Source organism: Paraburkholderia sp. BL27I4N3, assembly GCF_003386115.1.
In the GTDB taxonomy this organism is placed as follows: domain Bacteria; phylum Pseudomonadota; class Gammaproteobacteria; order Burkholderiales; family Burkholderiaceae; genus Paraburkholderia.
Genome location: NZ_QREJ01000001.1, coordinates 5,013,933 through 5,036,960 on the forward strand (window position 1 = coordinate 5,013,933; position 23,028 = coordinate 5,036,960).

Consider the following 23,028-nt stretch of genomic DNA (forward strand, 5'->3'; position numbering starts at 1 on the left):
CGCGAGACTCGCCACACCTGCGCGCCGGCGAAAAAACACAAGGACACTCAACTCACTACAGGAAACCCTTATGACTCTCAATGGAGAGATGCTGATCGGCTTTGCTGCGGTGCGCGGCAACGAGGGCGAGCGGCTCGCGTTCAATCCCGCAACCAACTCGGAAATCGCGGAGCCGGTGTTCGGCATGGGCGGCGTCGCGGAGGTCGAGCGCGCGGCTTCGCTGGCTGCGAACGCTTTCGACCGCTATCGAGCAGCGCCGCTTGCAAAGCGCGCGGCGCTGCTCGAAGCCATCGCAGAGCACATTCTGGGACTTGGCGACGAACTGATCGACCGCGCGCACGCGGAGACGGGCTTGCCCGTGCAACGCCTTCAGGGCGAGCGTGCGCGCACGGTCGGTCAGTTGCGTCTGTTTGCGAAAGTGGTGCGCGACGGACACTTTCTCGGCGCCACCATCGATCGCGCGCAGCCTGGGCGTCAACCATTGCCTCGCGCGGATCTGCGGCTCGCGAAAATGCCGCTGGGGCCGGTCGCCGTCTTCGGCGCGAGCAACTTCCCGCTTGCCTTTTCGGTGGCGGGGGGCGACACCGCTGCCGCGCTGGCCGCTGGCGCGCCGGTAATCGTGAAAGCACACAGCGCGCACCTGGGCACCTCGAAGCTGGTCGGCAGTGCGATCCAGAAGGCGGTCAAGGAGCAAGGCTTGCCGGAGGGCACATTCTCGCTGCTGTTCGGCGCGGGTCGGCAGTTGGGCGAAGCGCTGGTCTCGCATCCGGCCGTCAAGGCGGTCGGCTTTACGGGCTCGCGACAGGGCGGGATCGCGCTGATGCAACTTGCCAACGCGCGCCCAGAGCCGATTCCGGTGTATGCGGAGATGAGCAGCATCAACCCGGTGTTCCTGTTTCCCGCCGCGCTTGCGAACCGCGCCGAAGCAATCGGCAACGCGTTCGTCGAGTCTCTGACCATGGGCGCGGGGCAATTCTGCACGAATCCGGGTCTCGTTCTCGCCGTGGATGGTCCGGATCTCGAGCGGTTCGTTGACGCGGCCGCGACTGCACTGACTTCGAAGCCGGCTCAGACCATGTTGACGCCGGGGATTTTCGATGCTTACCGCGCCGGCGCACACGGCACGGACGCCGTACGGGGCGTAGTCAAAGTGGCCGAAGGTGAGCCTGCCGGCGAGCGTGCGAATGCCGCGCAGGCTGTGCTTTACGTGACCGAGGCGGCGCGCCTGCTCGCGTCGTCCGAACTCAAAGCGGAGATGTTCGGTCCCGCATCCGTCGTGGTGCGTGCCCGCGATTTCGATCAGTTGCTCGAATTGGCAGAGCACTTCGAGGGGCAGTTGACCGTTACCCTACAGATCGATCCGGCGGACGTGGCTGAGGCGAAGCGCCTGTTGCCCGTGCTCGAACGCAAGGCGGGCCGGATTCTCGCGAATGGCTTTCCGACGGGCGTGGAGGTTTGCGATGCGATGGTGCACGGCGGTCCATACCCATCGACGTCGAATTCGATGTTCACGTCGGTCGGTGCGACAGCGATTGACCGCTTCCTGCGGCCGGTCTGTTATCAGGATCTACCTGACATGTTGCTTCCAGAGGCGGTGCGGGACGCCAATCCGTTGGGCGTCTGGCGCCTGGTCGATGGCGAACCCAGCGCACCGGAAGCGTGAGCCGACCGGTAAGCCGATCGGAAACGCGCTGGCCGCACACGTTCGAGGTGCGGCCAGTTTCTTGAAGACGTAAACAGTTCGGAAAACGAACGGTATTGCTTGACCCAGTTTTAGTCGAGAGGTAAGAGTTCTGTAATAAAAGTCTCGGCTCCGCGATCAATAACAGCCGGCCATCATCCTGCTTTGGCCGCGGCTGGAGGCGCTCTGCGCATCGATTCTCGATTCAGTGTTTGCCCTGGTGTCATGGCCTGACTAAACTGTGCTGGTCGGCTGCTTGCGTCCGCGAGCAGCACTCGAAACTGTTTAGAAAGGTGGGCTAACATGAAATCGCTGATCAAGGCGCTAGCTATTGCTTTCGCTCTTGGCGCGCCGGTCGTGTCGTTCGCGCAGCAGAGCCAGCAGTCCCTCACGCGCGCGGAGGTTCGCGCGCAGACGATTCAGGCGAAGCAAAGTGGATATAGCCCGCTCGACTGGGCCGATTTCCCCGACGGTGAAATCCAGGCGGCGCAGTTCCGCAAGAGTCTGCGCGACGCACGCTCACGCGATGGCGCCGGTTACGGGTCCGGGCAGAGTGGCAACTCGCAATCCGGCGATATAGCCAGGTAAAAGCGGCTGTTGATTGCGCTCGCCGGTGGGCGTTGATACCGACGCATAGAAAGGCGGCTCGGGCGTCTGCGCCTGGCGTCTCGCGCAGTCTCTCGCACGTGGGCCGCCTTACCGCACAACTGCGCCACTGCACCGCTTCATCACTGCGTCAGCGCCCATCCAGCATCCCACCGCACCACACATCCATCAACATTGCTGGCCATCCCGGCCTATCAATCGCCACAGCGTCCAGCACGCCGACCGGATCGGACCACTCCGTGGTTTCTTCCATCGAGGCTCGTTCGACGCCTGCCGGCGATGGCAGGCATGGAACAACCCGATATGACTTTCCGTGTCAATCGGAACATATGGTTTGTATGTTTCTTATGCGCGAATGAATTCCCTGAGCGCGGCGTAGCAGTAAATCTCGACGGTCAATCATCTGGCGGGCATCCTGGGACCTGCTGGCAACCGTATCACATCGATGCGACCCGGCAAGTCACCCGCAACCTCGTCTTCGTTGTACGTGAAGTAGACAAGCGAGTGACGCTCGGTGTCCAGTATCCGGATTATATGGAGCGAGTCGAAAGTTGGATCTGACTCGGTCGTGAATACCTGCGTTTTCCTGGGAACATTTTCGGCAATGCGGATATTGCCTGTCTGATGGCAGGAAGCCGTCAGGTCCGTCCCATGGGTCATGCGTCCACTTCCCAGTGCGCCATCGGAATGCGACTCTGACACATAACAGGTCACGCCTTTCACGAGAGGATCGTCGTAAGCCGAAATGGCGATGTGAGAACCATATCGCTGGGTATGCGTTTCGATCGTCGCCAGCTCCTTGGCTACGACAACGGAAGACGAAAATATCAGCAGTGCTCCCAAGATGCTCCACCGCCTTGGAATCAGCTTGATCATCATCCACCTCCGGCAATTCGGTAGTCAGATCGTCGGTCGCGTCACGCCGCAGCGACGGATAGCTGACTTCAGGCTATTTCACCCGGACGTCAGCCACTTGACGCAGGTCAACACCTGCCTGTTCGTCCGGCGTCATTCTGAAAATGGATACGTTGTCAGCGCAGGGCACCTGTCGGCAGCGTATTGAACATTCCGTGTCCAGGCGACAACAAATCACGGCTTCGGTCGCCTGCGTCGCCAGAAAGTTCGCATATCGAGAATTGCCATGTTCATGAACGCCCGCGTTTCGCTGCTTTTACCTCGCCTGTTCTGCGCGTGGGCAAGTGGCACTGCGCTCGTGCAATCACCACCGCAACCCGCTTCGCAAAACGGCGTCTTTTACATAACTGGCGGTGTGGGCGAAGATGAAGTTCAGGCTTTTCGCGGCGCAGCGCCAGGCTACAACCTTCGCATGACGTTCGCCTCGAAGACAGGGAACTATCTGTCCGACATCGATGTAACGATAACGTCGGGCGCCGGGCGACCCATCCTGTCAGTTCGGACAGAGGGCCCGTTCCTGTTTGTCCGGCTACCGGCAGGGCGCTACCAGATCGGAGCGCAAACGCGTCACATCACGGAAACCAGAAAGATCCAGGTGCCCGCGCACGGCGGCGCTGATTTGCGTTTCTACTGGGAGGATCCGGATCGTCACGGAGTCGTACGCATCTGTAAAGGCTGTCCGGAAAAGGCTCGTTCCTGAGCGGCCTGTTTCGTTACTCAATCCGCGTCCCGATGGGCACCAGAATGCAGACAAATCCCGTTCAATCCGCTCCGGACATAGTCTCTGGCCACGTCGAACCCGCACCGCCGGTCGGGCACGCCGAGAGGAAGCGCGGACTGTCGGGCAGGCAGGTGGAGGAGTTGCGCGCCCGCTTCGGTCGTAACGTCGTGGACTCAAACGTCCGCCGCACCTGGTGGCAAACGCTTGGGGAGGTAATCCGTGAGCCCATGTTTCTGCTGCTCCTCGGCGCAACCGGCATCTATTTTCTGCTTGGAGATGTGTCGGAGGCGCTGGCGCTTCTCGCGTTTGTCGCCGCAATTGTCTTTCTGACGGTCTTTCAAAGCCATCGTACCGCGCGGGTGCTCGACTCTCTTCGCGAGCTGTCCGCGCCCCGTGCGCAGGTACTTCGGGACGGGCAGAGGCAACTCGTTTCCGCTGCTGAACTGGTGCCCGGCGACGTGGTTTTCGTCGACGAAGGCGCACGCGTGCCGGCCGATGGCGTGGTGACGGAGGCTCACGAACTGAGCGTAGACGAGTCGCTATTGACAGGCGAGTCCGCTTCGGTGAACAAGTCGGTGGCGCGAGCCAATGCACTTCCGGTGGAAGATCCTGGCGGGCAGCTTTTTTTCGGGTCAATGGTAGTGCAGGGCCAGGGGCAGATGATCGTGACCGCGACGGGGGCGAATACGAAGCTTGGTCGCATTGGCAAGTCGCTGACCGGCATTACGGAAGCCCGCTCGCCGCTGCAACTGGAGACGAGAACATTCGTCAATCGCTTTACGTTGGCTGCGATCGTACTGTGTCTGCTGCTCGTCGTGGCCTATCGTTTGCGCTCCGGGGAATGGCTTCCGGGCGTGCTCGCCGGGATCACGCTGGCCATGGGGATTCTTCCCGAAGAGATTCCGGTGATACTGACCGTGTTCATGGCGCTAGGGGCTCGCCGCATCGCCAGCGAAGGCGTGCTAACGCGCCGTATGAGCGCCATCGAAACCCTCGGCCAGACCTCAGTGCTGTGCGTCGATAAGACGGGCACATTGACGCAAAACCGCATGTCCGTGCGCGTGCTGTTTGCGCGAGGAAAACGGCAGATCATCGATCAGACAACGCAACGGATTGACGAGGCGTATCACGAACTCATCGAATATCTGGTGCTCGCCAGCGAAATCGAACCGGTCGATCCAATGGAGCGGGCATTTCATGAAACAGGCCGGGTTGGGCTCGCCGGCACAGGACGTCTCCACGAGGACTGGTCGCTGGTTCACGAGTACGCGCTGACACCGGAGTTGCCGGCCATGTCCCACGCATGGCAAGCGCCAGAACTCGACCATCATGCAGTAGCCTGCAAGGGCGCGCCGGAGGCGGTCTGTGCTTTGTGTCACCTGGGCGAGCGGGATACGCAGACTGTCCTTGATGAGGCCGCGCAAATGGCATCGGGCGGACTGCGGGTGCTTGGGGTGGCCAAGGCACGGCACTCACATCCCGACTGGCCAAAAAAGCAGCATGACTTCGAATTCTCTTTCGTGGGGCTGGTCGGGTTGTTGGACCCAGTCCGGCCGGAGGTCGCTGGCGCTATCGCCGGATGCCAGGCGGCCGGCATCCGCGTGGTGATGATTACCGGCGACTATCCGTCGACGGCGCGGGCTATTGCGATCGAAGTCGGCATCGACGGCACGCGGATCGTGACCGGCCAGGAAGTGGCAGCGATGCATGACGCGCGACTTCACGAGACCATAAAGAATGTTGACGTATTTGCCCGTGTCAAGCCAGAGCAAAAATTGCGGCTCGTCAACGCGTTCAGGGAAAGTGGTCAGGTGGTTGCGATGACGGGCGACGGCGTGAACGACGCACCCGCGCTTAAGGCGGCGCACATCGGCATTGCGATGGGACTGCGCGGCGCAGAAGTTGCGCGCGAGGTAGCTTCGCTGGTCCTGCTGCGTGACGACTTTGCCCCAATCTTGTCAGCGATCCGACTGGGAAGGCGTATTTACGCCAATCTCGTGCAGGCAATCAGCTATACGGTCGCTGTTCACATCCCGATGATCGCCGCAGCCATGATTCCGGTTTTCGTCGGCTGGCCGCCGCTGCTTGCGCCCGTTCATATCGTCTTTCTGGAACTGATTATCAACCCCGTCTGCTCAGTCGTGTTCGAGAACGAGCCTGAACGCGAGAACCTGATGCATACGCCACCGCGCCGCGCCGGCGCGCGCCTGCTGTCGAACCGCGCATTGGGAAAAGGGGCGATGGCAGGCGCGGTGGCCGCCATGCTGGTGCTCGGGCTATATGCAGGCTTGCTGAGCTGCGGCTACGATCCTGCTTTCTCACGCACATTGTCATTCATGGCACTCGCGGCGTGTAACGTGGCCTTGATCTTTGTGATCCGATTACTTCCGCAGTCGGGGGCCTATGCGCCCACACGTCAGCAGAATCGCTACCTCTGGGTTGTACCGGGTGTCGCCGGCGCGGGGCTTCTGCTTCTCATGACCGTTCCTGCCCTAGCGCGGCTGTTTGGACTGGTCGCGTTGCTAGGCGCCTGACGGTCCAGATACAAGAAAAACCTGGAGAATGTTCCTGTGATCATGATGGCGGTACTCTTCGCGGCCATTTTGCTGCTCAACGTCATTCCCGCCTTCGCCCCTCCGACGTGGATGGCAATGTCGTGGATAGGATTCAACCAGCCAGACCAGAACCCATTCCTGCTTGCCGTAGTTGCTGCCTGTGCCGCCACGTCGGGGCGTCTGATCCTTGCGCGATGTTCCACATGGCTCGTACGCGGCCATCTGATGCGCGAAGAGGACCGGCAAAACATTGATGTCGTGAAGGCCTGGCTTGAAAAGAGGAGGGTGGTGACTGCCGGCGCGCTACTGCTGTATGCATTCAGTCCCTTTCCATCAAACTATCTTTTCATCGCATATGGGCTAACCCGGCTGAGACTGTGGTTAATCGGCGTGCCTTTCTTCTTCGGACGCCTTGCGAGCTACGCGGTCTGGACACATTTCGCGCAGATCGCCCACTCGTACCTGGACCCCGAACTGGATCTCGATGGAGGGTACCTGGGAGCCTACTTCGTTCTCACCCAACTTGCATTGCTGTGCCTCGTCTTCGCCCTGATGCGGATCGACTGGAGCGTTGCACTTAACGAGCACAGGCTCCGTTTCAGGCGCCCCAGGCCGGGTGAGAATGCCCGTACCTGACTAACGCAACCGCGCGGCCGTGCATCACCCGGTTGATCGCATGGAATTCATGAGGAGATCCATTTTCTTCACGTCTCAGGATAACGATGAAGAATTCAGCCGGGGTCGAACCATCAACAGCGGAGTTTGAGTAATGCGGGCCGTTCGGCCTGCGACGCTTCCGAGAAACCAGCGTGAGAAGCCGCGCCGACCGTGTGTGCCGACGACTACGAGGTCCGCGTGCCATCGCTGCGCCTCGCGAACAATCGTGTGGGGTATGTCATCGCCTGGCGGATCTGTTTCGACCAGCCCGAAGTCTACGGCGTTAATCTGATTGGCAAAAACTTCGGCCGCCGCGGCGAGCGCCTTATCCCCCTCGTCGATAAACGCATCCTTGAGAAATCGAACAGCGCGATCGACGACGTAGACAGCTCGAATGGACGAATCGGGTCTTGCGAGACGCAGGCCAGACTGCAGGGCATCGAATGAAGCTTCGCTACCGTCAAGCGCGAACAGGATTCGTCGCGGATAGGTTTGTATCGCGGCCACATAGCTGGCGGGCACGATGAGAATTGAACACGGAGTCTGGCTTGTGACGAATTCGGATACCGTTCCTTCGAACCAGCGCAACATGCCGTGATGTTGCCGAGCACCGACTACGAGCAGGTCAGCGTGCCAATCACCTGCAGCATCGATCAACGCATTTCCCGCATAACCACCTAGCCTCGAAAGTTCAAGCACGCGGGCGTCGACGTCGATGTTCGCATCAGCGAAAACTTCTTGTGCCTGTTTAACCGCCTCACTGGCATCCCGCAAAAGCTCTTCCCGAATGGTCTCGAATACGGCATCGGCCAGAGATCCAAGCGGCACGAGCGCACGCGGGTTCTCGGCGACACTTACGATACGCACTTCTACGCCGGGCCTCACGAGGCCGCATACATACTTCGCCAGGCGTGCGGACATAGGCGACGAGTCTACACCGATCAGGATCCGCTCGAATCCTGATTTAGGGATACTGCCGGCACTTGATGCAGTCATGATTCGTGCTCCGTGCAACGTGCGATCTCACACGCATTCGCGGTGTTTGGAAATCAGACCCACGTACGCTATTGGAAAAACAAAAATCAGAATACTCAAGCGGGCGCTGCCAGTCTAATACTGGTTCCATAACGATCTGATTTCTACTGTCGAGGTCTCGGTCTCTTCGTGGTTCTCTTCCTGATCGGCTGCTGCCCGGACGAGCAGCAGCGGCGTTGCAGTGATACGCGCGACGCGGCTTGACACACTGCCGAGCACCCAACCTGCAACGCCTCGCCGCCCATGCGTGCCCATCACGAGCAGGTCGGCCGGCCAGCGAATAGCCTCGCGAACTATGGTGTGTGCGACATCATCGCCGCTCCGCTTCGTATGCAGAAAACCGGAGTCGGCCGAAATACCGGGGGCAAGCGATGTAAATACTTCAGCCACCGTGGCGAGCGCCCGTTTCCCTTCGTCAACCAGTGCCGCCTCTCGCACGTCCATTGGAACCAGATCGGTGAAGCTAAAGGTCCGATCTACGACAAACAGCGCCCTTAGATGCGCCCCTTTCGCGGCCAGCGTCATGCCTGTGAGCAAAGCCTGATGAGACGCCGGGCTTCCGTCGATAACGAAGAGAATCTTCGTCGGTCCGTGCTGGAGTTGCGGCTCGTAGCTCTCCGGGACGACGAGCACTGGGCATTTAACCAGCTTGCTCACGGGTCCTGAGACGGCGCTCTCCACCCATCGCAACAGGCCATGATGTTGTCTCGCCCCAAGGACCAGCAGATCTGCATTCCATCTCTGCGCTTCCGATGCGAGGGCATGAGACACATCGCCTCCGTACCTGGCGAGGTCTATCAGTTCGGCCTCGACCGTTAAACCATGGTCTTCAAAAATGCGACGGACATTCGATAACGCAACGCTCGCGGATTCCCGCAATCCTTCGGAGAATGCTGCGATATCCAGTCCGGTTGCAGAGTGCGCGGAGAGTATCGCCCGGGGGTTTTCGAGCACGCTCACTACACGGACCTGAATGCCGGCGACGCCGAGTTGACAGGCGTAGGTAGCGGCTTGGATGGACGCGATACTCGAATCTGCGCACAGCAGAAGCCGGCTGAAACGGGCTGAAGGTGAATTGGAGCTGACTTGCTGGTTCATGGAAAGACTCCGTGTTGAGCGCGGAAAGCGCCGGCTGAAGCGCCGTGTAGGCACAGCCTTCGAAAGGCAATCGATGTCCCAGGTATAAGACCTCCCGCTTTGCGCTCAATTGATTTGCGTCAACCCCCGGCGTGTCTGCATGACTAGACTGGTTGTGCAATAGCGGTCCATGAATAGAGGACACTGCCTCGTCGTTTTCTGTTGGGTCCAGTGGCAGTCCGCACCGGTAGATGACGGGATCGGAAAGAAGCCAGGCGCTCGGCAAAACTATGACGATACCAGTCACGTTCTGAGGGGGCCCGACAGTCAGGACCATCGCCACGCTGCCTGCACACACAACATGACCTTATCCTGCTCCCTGACGGGTTCAATGCTCATCACCTCGTGCATATTGTTGAAATGCCGTTCGTCGTAGAACGGCAGCGTCGGATACCGCTGGTTAATCGGATCAACGAAACGCTGCTGCGGCGGGTTGCCGGCCTCAGATAGGTAGTACATGCGCAGTTTCCTGGCATAGACGTACGCCTGATCCGCGCCCTTGCCAGGCACCGGGACCGAGCGAAACGCAAACGCGATCCGGTAATTGGGCGAAGCGACGTGAAGGTAGCCTTTCGGGATGTGCCCTTTAAAGCCGGGCGGGGTGAACAAAGTATTTGCCGCCGCGCCCCTCGTCGAGTCCTGCTGGTCCGACATCTGCGATCGTGAATGGGCCGCAGACCGAAGCCCGGTTCGTCGATGAAGTCGGATGCTGTTTGCTCAAGATCAAACGCCATTCGCCGGCATTGCAGTATTTGTCGAACATTGAAACACTTCGCGTGGAGTTGAGCGATGGGTCTACTCGACAGAATTTTTTTTCGCCAGCGGGCGCGCACGGGTTCCGAGGAAGAAAGACGGACCAGCGAAGCAGTCGGTCGTGTTCTCGCAATGAATCCGCGGCTAAGGAATGCGCGTCACTACGAAGAGCGGCTCACGCGTGTGCTCAAGACGTCATTGAACCACACGGACAGTCTTGTCGCCTCGCTGCCGCGACCACGGGATGCCAATGCCGACGCGTGGTCGTCTGATCCCATGATTCGAGCATTGTTCGCGACACCTGACGATCTCGCTCAAGCCTTTAGCCGTTCGGAAGAGTTGCGTGCTTTTTTTGAGGAAAACGCCGATTCTGCGGAAGCCTATGCCGTCCTCGGGATGGCGATGAACGAGCGCCACGTATTGGGAGTCGCCCTGGAAGGAGACTCTATCCGTCGCGATGTGCCACAGACTACGCTGTGCTTTAGCGACCATCGTGTCAGAATCTGCAGCGGTTCAGAAGCGTCGTTACGTGGAGAGATCGCGCGCCGGATGGTCGATCAACTGGCGTTGGAAGGCTTTGCCAGTCTCGCCGGCAATCGGCGCGATCTGCTGAGGCAATCACGGGCATTGATCGAAGAGCGTGTCGCGCTGTTGGAACGGCAAGGCACGGGTATGCGTGCGGTGGTCGGCGCGCCTTCAGTTACCGAATCGGACGAGTTGGGCCGCCTTCAAACACTGATGCAAGAAAATTCGCAAGCACTTGCCAAGCTCAGAGTGCCTGCGCAGCAAAGTGAAATTGAACTGGAGTGCGTATGCAATGTGTTTTCGAAACCGTCCGATCACTTCTACGTTCAGAGCAGACACGTGCGCGTCGACGCGATGAATGTCGTACACCCCGAAGGAAGTGAGGCGGGACAGGAGATCGAACTCCACTTTGCGCGCATTCCGGGCAATCCCGCAGTAGTGCGGGCATTTGTGCTTGTGCGGTTCCCGCGGCGGGAACTGCTGCCGGGTGGATTACATATCGATGCGGCGATGCGGGCGCTCTGAGAACGTGCTCCTCGGGCCACGGCAATGCCTCGCGCAGAGGCTGCACTCATTGTGGTGTTCCTGAGCCACCCGACCGCCTCAGTTACCGTCAACGGCAAACGCAGGCCGTGACAGTAGTTGCCCTGATTGTCAGGGTCAGCTATCCGTCACCCTTTCGGGTACATCGGGTTCTTCAGGAGGCGTTGACAGCGATGGGCTTTCCAGCAGAAGCCAGATCCTCTGTCCTTCATAAGGAAGCAGCTCTTGCTGGAGCACGGCTTGAAGAATTTTTCGCTTTCCTAACTGAAAAGCGAGGCGAATCTGTTCATCCGTGGCGTCGCGCGCTCCGAGCGATTCGAAAATCACTTCATACGAAATCGCGAATGCACGGTATCCCCATCCGAATCCGTGCGCGGAAAACCACACAGCGGACCCGTGGGATAGCAGGGGCGCCGTAATCCCGATCATTGGCTGATTCATCGCGGTCACTCTGGTGAAAAATTAGCGTCGTGGGCGAATCCAGTCGATCAGATTCGGACAGCATTTTCGCGTCCGCATTGCCAGTTCCAGCGACTGACGTGCGGAATCACACCTATCGACCGCACCCGAACCGCACCGCACCGCAGGCAAGGTGTGCCGCAGGGCCGGGCGGGCGCTCGAGTTCCACATAGTTAGCTGCCCGTCGGCGCACGGTACTGGACGCCACGTGTGGCAATGCTCACGCAGGTGCCGGCCCGGCGCTGGGTAATCGCCTGGATGTCGGATAGCGAGCCGATCACGGCATCCTTGCCCGTTTGACGGGTGAACTCGATGGCCGCCTGAACTTTCGGGCCCATCGAACCACTCGCGAAACCGAGCTTTTCGAGTTCGTCCGGGTGCGCCTGTGCGATGGCTCGCTTCTCCGGCGTGCCCCAGTCCACATACGCTGCGTCGACATCGGTCGCGATGACGAGCATGTCGGCGTCCAGTTCCTGGGCGAGGAGTGCCGAGCACAGATCCTTGTCGATCACCGCTTCGACGCCGGTCAGCTTGTGATCCTTGTCGTAGCAGGTCGGAATGCCGCCGCCGCCCGCGCAAATGACAATGGTGCCGTGCTCGAGCAGCCATTTGACGGGACGCAACTCGAAGATGTGCTTCGGCCGCGGGCTCGCGACGACCCGGCGGAACTTGTCGCCATCCGGAGCGATGGACCATCCTCGCTCTTTCGCGAGACGCTCCGCTTCTTCTTTCGAATAAACCGGTCCGATCGGCTTGGTCGGATGCTGGAAGGCAGGATCGTGCGCAGAGACCTCGACTTGCGTCAGAATCGTTGCGAATGGCACTTCGTACGGCAGCAGGTTGCCGAGCTCCTGTTCGATCAGGTATCCGATCATTCCTTCTGTCTGCGCGCCGAGAACGTCGAGCGGATACGCCTCGACTTCCTTGTAGGCCGCGCCCTGGAGTGCGAGCAGTCCAACCTGCGGGCCGTTGCCGTGCGCAATCACCAGGTCGTTATCCTGCGCGATCAGCGCGATCTGGCGGGCGGCGACCCGCACGTTTTCACGCTGATTCTCTGCCGTCATCGGCTCACCGCGCCGCAGCAACGCATTGCCGCCCAACGCAATCACGATACGCATGATGCAGCACCTCCTGATAGATGCACGCCAGATAGCTGGCGGCGCGAGCGTTGCTTGAGCTCGTGCCACAGCGTCGCGGCCAGTTCGATGGGCTCGCTCAGATGTCAGCAAGTGTCGAGACGAGGATCGCCTTGATCGTATGCATGCGGTTTTCCGCCTGCTCGAATGCGAGATTCAACGGCGACTCGAAGACCTCCTCAGTCACTTCGACTCCATTCGCAAGCGCTGGATATTTCTCTGCAATCTCTTTGCCGACTTCCGTCTCGCAGTTGTGGAACGCGGGCAGGCAGTGCATGAACCTCACGTGCGGATTTTGTGCGGCTTTCATCAGATCCATGTTGACCTGATAGGGGAGCAGTTGCTGGATGCGCTCATTCCAGGCTTCCATCGGTTCGCCCATCGACACCCAGACGTCCGTGTGCACGAAATCCACCCCAGCGATCGCCGCTTTCGCATCTTCCGTCAGCGTGACGCGCGCACCGCTTTCGGCGGCGAAGCGTTGGCACATTTCAATGTGCTCCGCATGCGGCCAAAGCGCTTTCGGCGCGCCGATCCGCACATCCATGCCGAGCTTCGCGCCGATCAGCAGCAACGAGTTGCCCATGTTGTTGCGAGCGTCACCCAGGTACGCATAGCTGATTGCCGTCAGCGGCTTGTCGCTGTGCTCGCGCATGGTCAGCACGTCGGCGAGCATCTGGGTCGGGTGGTACTCGTCGGTCAGGCCGTTAAACACAGGCACGCCCGCGAACTTCGCCAGCTCATCGACGATTTCCTGTTTGAACCCACGATACTCGATCGCGTCGTACATGCGTCCCAGTACGCGTGCCGTGTCCTTCATGCTCTCCTTGTGGCCGATCTGGGAGGAGTGCGGATCGATGTAAGTGACGTTCGCGCCCTGGTCATACGCCGCGACTTCGAACGCGCAGCGCGTGCGGGTGGAGGTCTTCTCGAAGATCAGCGCGATGTTGACGCCCTTCAGATGCTGTTGCTCGGTGCCCGTGTACTTGGCGCGCTTGAGGTCGCGCGACAGGTCGAGCAGATACCGCAATTCACGATTGGTGTGATGCGTCAGGCTCAGCAGGCTCCGGTTACGCAGGTTGAAGGACATGGTGTTCTCCTTCGGAGAGTCGGTTGGGCGGCCGCGGGCCGCCATGCCACTCAATAGTCGATGGGATCGCGCACGATCGGGCATGTCATGCAATGGCCGCCGCCACGGCCGCGACCCAGTTCGCTCGCGGTAATCGTGATCACCTCCACGCCCGCCTTGCGCAACAACGTGTTGGTATAGGTATTGCGGTCGTAGCCGATCACCACGCCGGGCTCGACGCAGACGACATTGTTGCCGTCGTCCCACTGTTCGCGCTCGGCAGCGAAGCTGTTGCCGCCCGTTTCCACGACGCGCAGCTTTGGAAGTCCGAGCGCGTCGCCTACGACATCAAGAAACGGCTTGTCTTCCCGGCGAATGTTGAGCCTCGTCGCGCTCGAATTGTCGGGGCGTACCGAGAACGCGACGATCTCCTTGACGACCTCGGGGAACACGGTGACCACGTCGCGATCGCAGAACGTGAATACCGTGTCGAGGTGCATCGCGGCGCGAGACTTCGGCAAACCGGCCACGATGACGCGCTCGACCGCACCCTTCGCGAACAGATTCTGCGCGAGTTCGCCGATGGCCTGACGCGACGTGCGCTCGCCCATGCCGACGAGCAGCAAGCCCTTGCCGATCGGCATCACGTCGCCACCCTCCAGCGTGGCCATGCCGTGATCGCGATCCGGGTCGCCATACCAGACCTCGAACTCGTGATTCACGAAGTCCGGATGAAACTTGTAGATCGCCGTGGCGAGCAGTGTTTCCTGTCGGCGGGCGGGCCAGTACATCGGGTTGAGGCTGACGCCGCCATAAATCCAGCAGGTGGTGTCGCGCGTGAATAGCGTATTGGGCAGCGGGGGCAGCACGAAGCTCGAATAGCCGAGATATTGGCGGAACATCTTGAGCGTGTTGGATTCATCCGTGTCCGGGATGTCTTCCGCCACGACGCCGCCAATCAGAAATTCGGCCTGCTTGCGGGGCTCGAGGCTCTCCAGCCATGCGCGCACCTCGCCGGCCAGTCCAATGCCGACGGTATCGGTACGCACCTTGCGATCCAGTATCCATTTGAGCGCCTCGGGGTTGTGCACCGTCTCCGTAAGCAGATTGTGCATCTCCAGCACTTCGATATTGCGCTCACGCATCTTGGTGACGAAGTCGAAATGGTCACGCTTCGCCTGGCTTTGCCAGATTACGTCGTCGAACAGAAGTTCGTCACAGTTGCTTGGCGTCAGACGCTGATGCGCGAGGCCGGGCGAGCAGACCATCACCTTGCGCAGCTTGCCTGCTTCGGAATGGACGCCGTACTTCATCGTCTGCGTATTCATCATGTGTCTCCGGAATCAGAGCGTGAGGAAGCCTTTGTACAGGCCGAACGCGGCTACCAATGCGCCGATCAGGACCGCCGCAAGGACAAGTTTTTCGACGAACGTGAAGGCAGGTTGCCCGGCTTCGTGCTTCGCCTTGGCAAACAGCAATGCCCCGGGCGCGTAAAGCAGGGCGGACAGCAACACATACTTAAGCCCGCCGGCGTAGAGCAGCCAGACGGCGTAGACGACGGCCAGCGCGGCGATCAGGAGGTCCTTGTTGCGCTGCTTCGGTTCGCTCTCGTAGGTCTCACGGCGCCACGCGACAAGCAGCGCATAGGCGGCGGACCAGAAGTAGGGGAGCAGGATCATCGAGGTTGCCAGATAGATCAGCGAGAGGTAGGTCCCTTTCGAGAGCAGCGTAATGAACAGGAATATCTGCGTCAGGCCATTGGTGAGCCAAAGCGCATTCACCGGTACATGCTTCGCGTTTTCCTTGCGCACGAAGCGCGGCATCGTGCTGTCCCGGGCAGCGGAAAAGATGATTTCGGCGCAAAGCAGCACCCACGAGAGCAACGCGCCCAAAAGCGAAATCACGAGGCCGACACTGATCAGAATCGCGCCCCAGTGGCCGACGACGTGTTCGAGCACGCCGGCCATCGACGGATTTTGAAGCGCGGCGAGCTCGGGCCGCCTCATGATGCCGAGCGACAGCATATTGACTAGCACGAGAACCAGCAGAACCCCGATGAAACCGATGACGGTCGCCTTGCCGACATCGGTGCGCTTTTCGGCACGCGCCGAAAAGATGCTGGCGCCTTCGATCCCGATGAACACCCAGACCGTCACGAGCATCGTGCCGCGGACCTGGTTCGCGACGCTGCCGAGCTTCGGACTGTTCAAGCCGAGGAAGTCACTCGTGAAGACGTGCGCCTTGAACGCGAACACGCAGATCAGGATGAACAATACGATGGGCACGACCTTGGCGATCGTCGTGACCAGGTTGACGAAGGCCGCTTCCTTGATACCCCGCAGCACGAGGAAGTGAACCCCCCAGAGCAGCACGGAGGCACTGGCAATTGCAGCGGGCGTGTTGCCCTCGCCAAAGATGGGAAAGAAATAGCCGAAGGTGCCGAATAGCAGAACGAAGTATCCGACGTTGCCGAGCCATGCGCTAATCCAGTATCCCCAAGCCGATGAAAAGCCCATGTAGTCGCCAAAGCCCTGCTTTGCGTAGATATATACGCCGCCATCGAGTTCCGGTTTGCGGTTCGCGAGTGTCTGGAAAACGAACGCCAGCGTCAGCATGCCGACCGCAGTGATGGCCCATCCGATCAACACCGCGCCGGCGTCGGCGCTGACGGCCATGTTTTGTGGCAAGGAGAAGATGCCGCCCCCGATCATCGATCCCACCACGAGTGCGGTCAGCGCGCCGAGATGAAGCTTCGGGGCGCCGGCGGAGGTGGTCGAAGGCTGTGCATTCGCGCCGGATGCCGGCTGGGATATGGAATCAGACATGTAACCTCTCCTTCGGTAGCGTGCAGAACTGACGTCGCACGGTCATCCACCAGTTGTACCTGCATGCAACGCTTCAAGGCAGTTTGGTCAGCGTTCGCGTTAGCAAAACGCGGTTCTTTTTAATATCTGAACAGCTCGTTTCAGCGTTCACTGAAAGTCTTGATCACTCAAGAAAAACCTTGCTGTGAGACAACCCGGCATTTGAGGTGACGATCCGGTTCGCCCCGGATGCCGCGCGATCACTCGGGCCGGCTATCACCGTATACACAGCATATGAACTGCCGTACCGTCCCGATTGATCTGAATCAACATCTCATCTGGCATGCGGCGCGTTGACGGCATAGGGGTCTGCGACCGGTCGCAGAAGTACAGAGGTCTCGGGCACAGCTAACGTAGGGGCGAGAAATCCGATTGCGCTCTCGCACAATGGTCAGTCGACGCGTGGAGGCGATCTTTTCGCTTTTCGGCCAGCCGCGTCATCTGTTGAACCAGAGATACTGAAGGGTCAGCGAAATCGCGTTATAGTTGCCTCCCGCCCTGACCACGACACCCTTTGATGCAGCGAGTTTCGCTGACCAACTGCGCGTGATGGGAATTGAGAGCGTGACGCCAAAACGGCTGTTGTCCTGCCGGTCGTCATTGCGGACACCGTTGACGCTGGTCGCGCCGCCCGCGAAGAACCCCGCATCGACGGCGAGCCATAGCCCGGGACGGAACGTGTATCCGCCATGAAGTTGCAGCACCGCGAGCGGCGCCTGACTGCGTCGCCTGTTGCCTGCAAACGAGTCGTTGTCCGTGAAGAGCCACACGCCGGCTGTGACTTCCGCAAACCAGTTTCCGAGTGGCTGCGAAATCCCGAACTCGGGCTTGAACGCCCAGCGGTTGCTTCCGACGTTGATCAGATGGGCGGGCTCGTACTGCCCCGTCGGCGCCACGATCGTGAGACTCGCGCCGACGACGGTATCCGGTACCCGATGCGCGAACTCGTCCGGTGTGAGCGCGGGGCCGCCCAGCAGATCCATGGCGAACCTGACGCGCAAGTCGCCCATCCCCGCGCGGTGTATCTGATTCGGCGAGTCGAATACGTTGCCTGACACATCGCCGCTGACGAAGGGCGCCAGCAGCCCGAGCGACGCGGCGGATCCTGCAAGATCGAATACGTGCAGGTATCCAAGGGAAACCGAGTTGATTCCTGCCTGAACGTCAGTGACAGGGAGTGACGGATCGGTGAGGATCTGCCCGCCCAAATGGGTGTATGTGAGTCCGATGAAATTCGTGCCGACGGGAGCCGGCGAATACGCGCGCGGCTCCAGCTCCTGAGCCGATGCTCGCAGCACGTATAAAAGCAGCGATGTGCAGATGAACCGCACGTGATGCTTGCGCACGAGTCGCAAATGCGGAACGCCTGGAGGCGGCCGCACGCAGGACCGTTCTGACGGTGAGCGCATAGCCTGCATAGTCGGCCCATTGGGGCAGCGGTGAATGTCTGGCGGCTAGTGGATACTTCAAAACGCTATCTGGAGAGTGCGAGTCAGGTTTGATACGGATCACTCAGAACAGCATCTCCTGTCCCGACTATAGGAAACAATGCGCGGATCGTTGACGTCCTTCGCATTGTCGGCTGCCTTTTTCTTCGGGTGAAAACTGTTATTCAGCAGCCGATTCATTCCACGCGGGGCGGCACCAAAGTCCGAGGGCGAGTGCGTTTGACTTGCCTTTGCGTACGCGTTGCAATGTCCGCGGTGAGAATGGCGTTGCCGACCGTCGGCGTCAAAAAAGCGTTGACCTGTATCAAGCCTGTCGGTGCATCGCCGAGTATCTTCAAATGCAGGTCGAGCGATAACCACCAGAACGATCATTCGGCATTGCAGACCCCAGTGTTTCGTGTGCCTTTCCAACGAAAACGTGGGGTACCCAACGAAGACCAAATCCGTGGGGGTCGTCATGGACAAAGCCGTTTCACGCAAGGGCGCAAGCGACAGACGCGAAAAACCCGTGGTATACCGTACACCTGATGAAAGGGTGGCGGATGGGCGCGCCATACGGGATTTGGTGCCCCGCTCGTCTCAAGGGGGATGGGTGTCGCCCGCGCAACGGCGCGATCTGATCGAACTGCTCATCGAGTCCAATGAAAGGCGCCTTCCGAGTCTGATACCGATTCGCTTCGGCCGAATGTCGGCATCGCCGTTCGCGTTCTATCGCGGCGCGGCCGCCGTCATGGCGGCCGACCTGGCCACCACGCCAACCAGCGGCCTGCGCGTGCAGGCATGTGGAGACGCGCACCTGATGAACTTCGGCGGCTTCGCGACGCCGGAGCGCAACATGATCTTCGACCTCAACGATTTCGACGAGACGCTGCCTGCCCCGTTCGAGTGGGATCTGAAGCGGCTCGCAGCGAGCGTTGTGATCGCAGCCCAGCATCTGGAGCTGCCCTACGGCGATACGATACGTATCGCGACGGATCTCGCGCGCGAATACCGCGAGCGAATGCACGATTACGCGTCGATGCGCGCGCTCGACGTCTGGTACGACAGAATCGACCTGCAGAAGTACGAGGTTCGGTCGAGCGACCCCGGAATCGTGGAAGCCGCGCGCAAGCGGATTGCGCAGCGAATCGAAGTCGAACGCCGCAAGACCGTGCCCGACCATCTATATCCGAAACTCGTCACGGAGGAAGGCGCACAGCCCCGGATCAAGGACGAGCCCCCGCTCATCTTTCATCCCACTGAAGATATCGCCCCCGGTCTTCAATCGGGTTACGCGGGCGCGATCGCCTCATATCGCGAGAGCCTTGCCGAACATGTGCGCATACTGTTCGACAGATACCATCTCGTCGATCTGGCGCTCAAGGTAGTGGGTGTGGGCAGCGTCGGCACGATGTGTGGTGTGGGCCTCTTCATGGCCTCCGATAACGACCCATTGTTCCTGCAGGTGAAGGAGGCAAAGGCATCGGTGCTCGAGCCGTATGCGGGCAAGAGTCTGCATCCGACCCACGGCGAGCGCGTGGTCGCCGGCCAACGCATCATGCAATCCGCTAGCGATGTGTTTCTCGGCTGGAGCCGGGGACGGAATGAACGCGAGTTCTATATCCGTCAGTTGCGCGACATGAAAATGTCCGTGGTCATCGAGACGCTCGACACGGGCATGCTCCGGCTGTACGCGCGCATGTGCGCGCATGCGCTGGCGCGCGCTCACGCACGCTCGGGTGATGCCGCACTGATGGCGGGGTATATGGGTTCAGGCCAGACCTTCGACGACGCGATCACCGAATTCGCGACGGAATACGGCTCACAGAACCGGCGCGACTACCGTGAGTTTATCCACGCGATTCGTGAAGGCCGGATTCAGACGATCACAGAGGACTAGGCCAGGAGTGCTGGGATGTCGTCACTGGAGAACCAGGGGATCCCCCGGTCCTCCGTGACCGCGGAAAGAAAGATGCTGCGGTTGACAGGTTGACAGGGTGGCTTGCCCTTCTGTTTGCATTGATTGCGAGTGCGGCCGTTCATCCAGTCCTCCCGGCACGACGGTGCCTTGACGGCACACGCACTGCGGCGTTCGATACGCTTCGAGTAGCGCCCCATGAGATATGACGGGGTGGATCACCGTGACGTCGTGCAAATGCCATCGACGGACCGCCGGATCGCGAAGTCGTGCCGCCTGCGCTTGACTCAGATCAACGGAGTGGGGGCATGCGGTGCCTAGAGTCAATTCATGCGGGACACATTCGCGGAGACCTGCCATGCATACGTTATCTTCTGGGCTACTTAAGGTGGCGCTGTGTGCGATCGCGTGTCTTGCCCTTGATTTCCCGTTCGAAACCCTGGCGCAACCACCGCGGGCGTCGTCCGCCGCTCAATTGACGACGGCCGCCGAGCGCGCTGACTTCTGCACGCAGATGCGCGAGGCCGCGACGCCGGCAGAGCGTCAGGCAATCGCGCAAAAGTGGCACGAGACGATGATCGCGCGTGCAGCGGAGCAGGGCGTCGAACTTCCGCCTGGCATGCGCGATCATCAACCGATGATGGGCGATGGCAGTGGCATGCACATGGGCATGGGCATGAACTGTGGTCCTGGCGCTGCGGGCACTGGCAAATCGAGTTCGTCCGGTGCTGCGGGGCTGCCCGTCGCTCAGAACCGGGGCATTGCTTACGTGACGGGTGGCGTGGGCCAGGACGAGGTGGCCGCGATGCGCAGTGTTGCTTCAGGCTACAGCATGCGTGCACGCTTTTCCACGAGTACCGGGGAGTTCGTGTCCGGCGTCTCCGTGCGTCTGTCGCAGGCCGACGGCAAATTGATTTTCGCGGCAACTTCAGACGGCCCGTATCTCTACGCACAGGTTCCGCCGGGGCATTACCGGCTCAGCGCAACGCTGAACGGCGTCGAACGCTCGCGACGCGTCGATATACCGCCGCGCGGAGGCGTCAACGTTGCCATGATGTGGCCGGCGGAGCGGCCCGGCTCCGGTGGATGAGGATCGAAGGTTTTCCGTTGCCGCGGTTGCCCGCGGAAGACGACCACGTACGGCGCCGGTGACGGGACTCGAACGATTGGGTGGAGTCCCGCTACTGCTCAACCGCCAGAAGGAGCGTGCGATGGCTGATGAACACGTCGACATCGTCGATGTCGCGAATACGGCGCCTGCCAGAGGCTGGCGCGCGATATTTCCGCCGGCGCAATGGTTAGCCCATTATCAGTTGCGGTGGCTTTCATCCGACGCCATAGCGGGCGTGACGCTCGCGGCTTATGGAATACCCGTGTCGCTTGCCTATGCGACGCTTGCCGGACTGCCACCGCAATACGGTATCTACTGCTATCTGGTTGGCGGTCTTTTCTACGCGCTGTTCGGCTCGTCGCGCCAACTGGCAATCGGTCCCACTTCGGCAATCTCGATGCTCGTCGGTGTGACCGTCGTGGATATGGCCGGCGGCGATCCTGGCCGATTCGCTTCCATCGCGGCGCTGACCGCGATACTGATCGCACTCATGTGCCTGCTGGCGTGGATTCTGCGGCTAAGCTCGCTCGTCAACTTCATCAGCGAGACGATATTGCTCGGCTTCAAGGCCGGCGCGGCGCTGACCATCGCGCTGACTCAATTGCCCAAGCTGTTTGGGGTCAAGGGGGGCGGCGAGGAGTTTTTCGAGCGCATCGGTATTCTGGCCGGGCAGCTTCCCGACACGCATGTCGCTGTGCTGGCGTTCGGTGTCGGTGCGCTAGCACTGCTGCTGCTAGGCGAAAGATTTCTGCCTGGGCGGCCGGTCGCATTGTTCGTCGTGGTGCTGTCCATCGTGCTTCTTTCGGTGACGCCACTGGGCGAGATGGGATTCAAGGTAGTCGGTGCGTTGCCCCGCGGCTTGCCCGAGTTCCAATTTCCCGCGCTGCGGGTGCGCGACGTGGATGGTGTCATTCCATTGGCGTTCGCGTGCATGCTGTTATCGTATGTGGGAAGCGTTTCGGCTGCGCGCGCCCTTGCGCAAAAGAACCGCTACGAAATCGATCCGCGACAGGAATTGCTGGGCTTGGGCGTGGCCAATCTCGCCGCGGGTGTCTTTCAAGGCTACCCGGTAGCGGGCGGCCTGTCGCAGTCTTCCGTCAACGACAAGGCCGGTGCCAGGACGCCGCTTGCGCTTGTGTTCGCTTCAATCGCCATCGGTCTGTGCCTGGTGTTCCTGACGGGCCTGCTCACCAACCTGCCGAACGTCGTGCTGGCTGCGATCGTACTGGTGGCGGTCAAGGGGCTCGTGGACATTCGCGAATTGCGCCACGTGTGGCGCGTAAGTCGTTACGAGTTTCTGGTATCGATAGTCGCATTTGCGGCCGTCCTGCTGCTTGGCATTCTGAAGGGTGTGATCTTCGCCGTGCTCGCGTCGATGCTGCTGCTGATCAGGCGAGCCGCGCATCCGCATGTGGCCGTCCTCGGACGCATTCCAGGCACGAAACGATATTCGGATATCGAGCGCCATCCGGACAACGAGGCGATTCCGGGTGTCCTCATATTCCGGATCGAAGCGTCATTGCTCTACTTCAACGCCGAACATGTCCGCGCGACGGTATTGGAGCGGATTCGGTCGAGCACGCAACCCGTCAAGCTGGTGATATGCGATCTTTCCACTTCTCCGACGGTGGACATTGCGGGCGCACGCATGCTCGCGACATTGCATGCGGCTCTTGTCGCAGCTGGAATGCGCCTGCGCATCGTTACCGCCCACGCCGGCGCACGCGATATTCTGCGCGCGGAAGGACTGGAAGAGCAGATCGGCGATTTTGGACGTCGCGTCTCGGTGGACGACGTGATCGAGGCGTTCCTGCGCGGCATCGAAACGAAGGTCACGACGTCGGTGGGCACCGATCCCGGAACTCTGCCAGGTGCTGGAACGGTGGCCTGATGCGGTCGTGTGGCCGCGCAGCGGT

General features: G+C 60.4%; 20 protein-coding genes. 9 read left to right on the forward strand and 11 right to left on the reverse strand.

Features of this window, described 5'->3' with window-relative positions; translation table 11 throughout:
- The first annotated feature begins 70 nt into the window (after positions 1–70).
- Both B0G71_RS22930 and B0G71_RS22935 read left to right on the forward strand, forming a co-directional pair.
- Positions 71–1,663 (forward strand): aldehyde dehydrogenase (NADP(+)), encoded by a 1,593-nt coding sequence (locus B0G71_RS22930; RefSeq protein ID WP_116144406.1) that lies wholly within the window; start codon positions 71–73, stop codon positions 1,661–1,663.
- A 321-nt stretch (positions 1,664–1,984) separates the two neighbouring features.
- Complete coding sequence (locus B0G71_RS22935) at positions 1,985–2,269, forward strand: DUF4148 domain-containing protein (protein ID WP_116144408.1); 285 nt, start codon at positions 1,985–1,987, stop codon at positions 2,267–2,269.
- A gap of 148 nt (positions 2,270–2,417) precedes the next feature.
- Here B0G71_RS22935 and B0G71_RS42050 read toward each other — a convergent pair whose 3' ends face one another.
- Both B0G71_RS42050 and B0G71_RS22940 read right to left on the reverse strand, forming a co-directional pair.
- Complete coding sequence (locus B0G71_RS42050; protein ID WP_258875644.1) at positions 2,418–2,540, reverse strand: hypothetical protein; 123 nt, start codon at positions 2,538–2,540, stop codon at positions 2,418–2,420.
- A gap of 146 nt (positions 2,541–2,686) precedes the next feature.
- Positions 2,687–3,163 carry a CreA family protein gene (locus B0G71_RS22940; RefSeq protein ID WP_116148789.1) on the reverse strand — a complete coding sequence of 159 codons (477 nt, stop codon included), beginning with the start codon at positions 3,161–3,163 and terminating at the stop codon, positions 2,687–2,689.
- Positions 3,164–3,428: 265 nt separating this feature from the next.
- Here B0G71_RS22940 and B0G71_RS22945 point away from each other — a divergent pair, with 265 nt between their 5' ends.
- From B0G71_RS22945 to B0G71_RS22955, 3 genes are read left to right on the forward strand one after another with little or no spacing between them, the layout of a single operon-like run.
- The gene (locus B0G71_RS22945; protein WP_116144410.1) at positions 3,429–3,902 is read left to right on the forward strand and encodes a carboxypeptidase regulatory-like domain-containing protein; all 474 of its coding nucleotides are present in this window, start codon (positions 3,429–3,431) and stop codon (positions 3,900–3,902) included.
- Between the two features lie 44 nt (positions 3,903–3,946).
- Positions 3,947–6,457, forward strand: coding sequence for a cation-translocating P-type ATPase (locus B0G71_RS22950; RefSeq protein WP_116144412.1), 2,511 nt, complete (start codon positions 3,947–3,949; stop codon positions 6,455–6,457).
- Positions 6,458–6,493: 36 nt separating this feature from the next.
- Positions 6,494–7,114 carry a hypothetical protein gene (locus B0G71_RS22955; RefSeq protein ID WP_116144414.1) on the forward strand — a complete coding sequence of 207 codons (621 nt, stop codon included), beginning with the start codon at positions 6,494–6,496 and terminating at the stop codon, positions 7,112–7,114.
- Between the two features lie 75 nt (positions 7,115–7,189).
- On the opposite strand, the gene B0G71_RS22960 is transcribed toward B0G71_RS22955, so the two are convergent.
- From B0G71_RS22960 to B0G71_RS22970, 3 genes are all read right to left on the reverse strand, one after another.
- Positions 7,190–8,131 (reverse strand): universal stress protein, encoded by a 942-nt coding sequence (locus B0G71_RS22960; protein ID WP_116144416.1) that lies wholly within the window; start codon positions 8,129–8,131, stop codon positions 7,190–7,192.
- Positions 8,132–8,245: 114 nt separating this feature from the next.
- Positions 8,246–9,268, reverse strand: a complete 1,023-nt coding sequence (locus B0G71_RS22965) for a universal stress protein (protein ID WP_116144418.1) — start codon at positions 9,266–9,268, stop codon at positions 8,246–8,248.
- Positions 9,269–9,574: 306 nt separating this feature from the next.
- Positions 9,575–9,961 (reverse strand): hypothetical protein, encoded by a 387-nt coding sequence (locus B0G71_RS22970; RefSeq protein WP_220377327.1) that lies wholly within the window; start codon positions 9,959–9,961, stop codon positions 9,575–9,577.
- A 135-nt stretch (positions 9,962–10,096) separates the two neighbouring features.
- On the opposite strand from B0G71_RS22970, the gene B0G71_RS22975 reads away from it, so the two are divergent.
- Positions 10,097–11,110: a hypothetical protein gene (locus B0G71_RS22975; RefSeq protein WP_116144420.1), complete on the forward strand. Its 1,014-nt coding sequence runs from the start codon at positions 10,097–10,099 to the stop codon at positions 11,108–11,110.
- A 135-nt stretch (positions 11,111–11,245) separates the two neighbouring features.
- Here the strand turns inward: B0G71_RS22975 and B0G71_RS22980 are convergent, their stop codons facing one another.
- From B0G71_RS22980 to B0G71_RS23005, 6 genes are all read right to left on the reverse strand, one after another.
- Complete coding sequence (locus B0G71_RS22980; protein WP_181916811.1) at positions 11,246–11,569, reverse strand: hypothetical protein; 324 nt, start codon at positions 11,567–11,569, stop codon at positions 11,246–11,248.
- Between the two features lie 191 nt (positions 11,570–11,760).
- Positions 11,761–12,705: a carbamate kinase gene (gene arcC / locus B0G71_RS22985; RefSeq protein WP_116144422.1), complete on the reverse strand. Its 945-nt coding sequence runs from the start codon at positions 12,703–12,705 to the stop codon at positions 11,761–11,763.
- Positions 12,706–12,802: 97 nt separating this feature from the next.
- Positions 12,803–13,813 (reverse strand): ornithine carbamoyltransferase, encoded by a 1,011-nt coding sequence (locus B0G71_RS22990; protein ID WP_116144424.1) that lies wholly within the window; start codon positions 13,811–13,813, stop codon positions 12,803–12,805.
- A 50-nt stretch (positions 13,814–13,863) separates the two neighbouring features.
- Positions 13,864–15,123, reverse strand: a complete 1,260-nt coding sequence (gene arcA, locus B0G71_RS22995; RefSeq protein ID WP_220377328.1) for an arginine deiminase — start codon at positions 15,121–15,123, stop codon at positions 13,864–13,866.
- A gap of 12 nt (positions 15,124–15,135) precedes the next feature.
- The gene (arcD, locus tag B0G71_RS23000) at positions 15,136–16,617 is read right to left on the reverse strand and encodes an arginine-ornithine antiporter (protein WP_116144428.1); all 1,482 of its coding nucleotides are present in this window, start codon (positions 16,615–16,617) and stop codon (positions 15,136–15,138) included.
- Between the two features lie 476 nt (positions 16,618–17,093).
- On the reverse strand, positions 17,094–18,002 hold the full coding sequence (locus B0G71_RS23005; RefSeq protein WP_258875776.1) for a transporter: 909 nt from the start codon (positions 18,000–18,002) through the stop codon (positions 17,094–17,096).
- Positions 18,003–18,561: 559 nt separating this feature from the next.
- On the opposite strand from B0G71_RS23005, the gene B0G71_RS23010 reads away from it, so the two are divergent.
- From B0G71_RS23010 to B0G71_RS23020, 3 genes are all read left to right on the forward strand, one after another.
- Positions 18,562–19,983, forward strand: a complete 1,422-nt coding sequence (locus B0G71_RS23010; RefSeq protein ID WP_116144430.1) for a DUF2252 domain-containing protein — start codon at positions 18,562–18,564, stop codon at positions 19,981–19,983.
- Positions 19,984–20,359: 376 nt separating this feature from the next.
- Complete coding sequence (locus B0G71_RS23015) at positions 20,360–21,091, forward strand: carboxypeptidase-like regulatory domain-containing protein (RefSeq protein ID WP_147308699.1); 732 nt, start codon at positions 20,360–20,362, stop codon at positions 21,089–21,091.
- Positions 21,092–21,212: 121 nt separating this feature from the next.
- Positions 21,213–23,003, forward strand: coding sequence for a SulP family inorganic anion transporter (locus B0G71_RS23020; protein ID WP_116144434.1), 1,791 nt, complete (start codon positions 21,213–21,215; stop codon positions 23,001–23,003).
- Positions 23,004–23,028 lie beyond the last annotated feature (25 nt).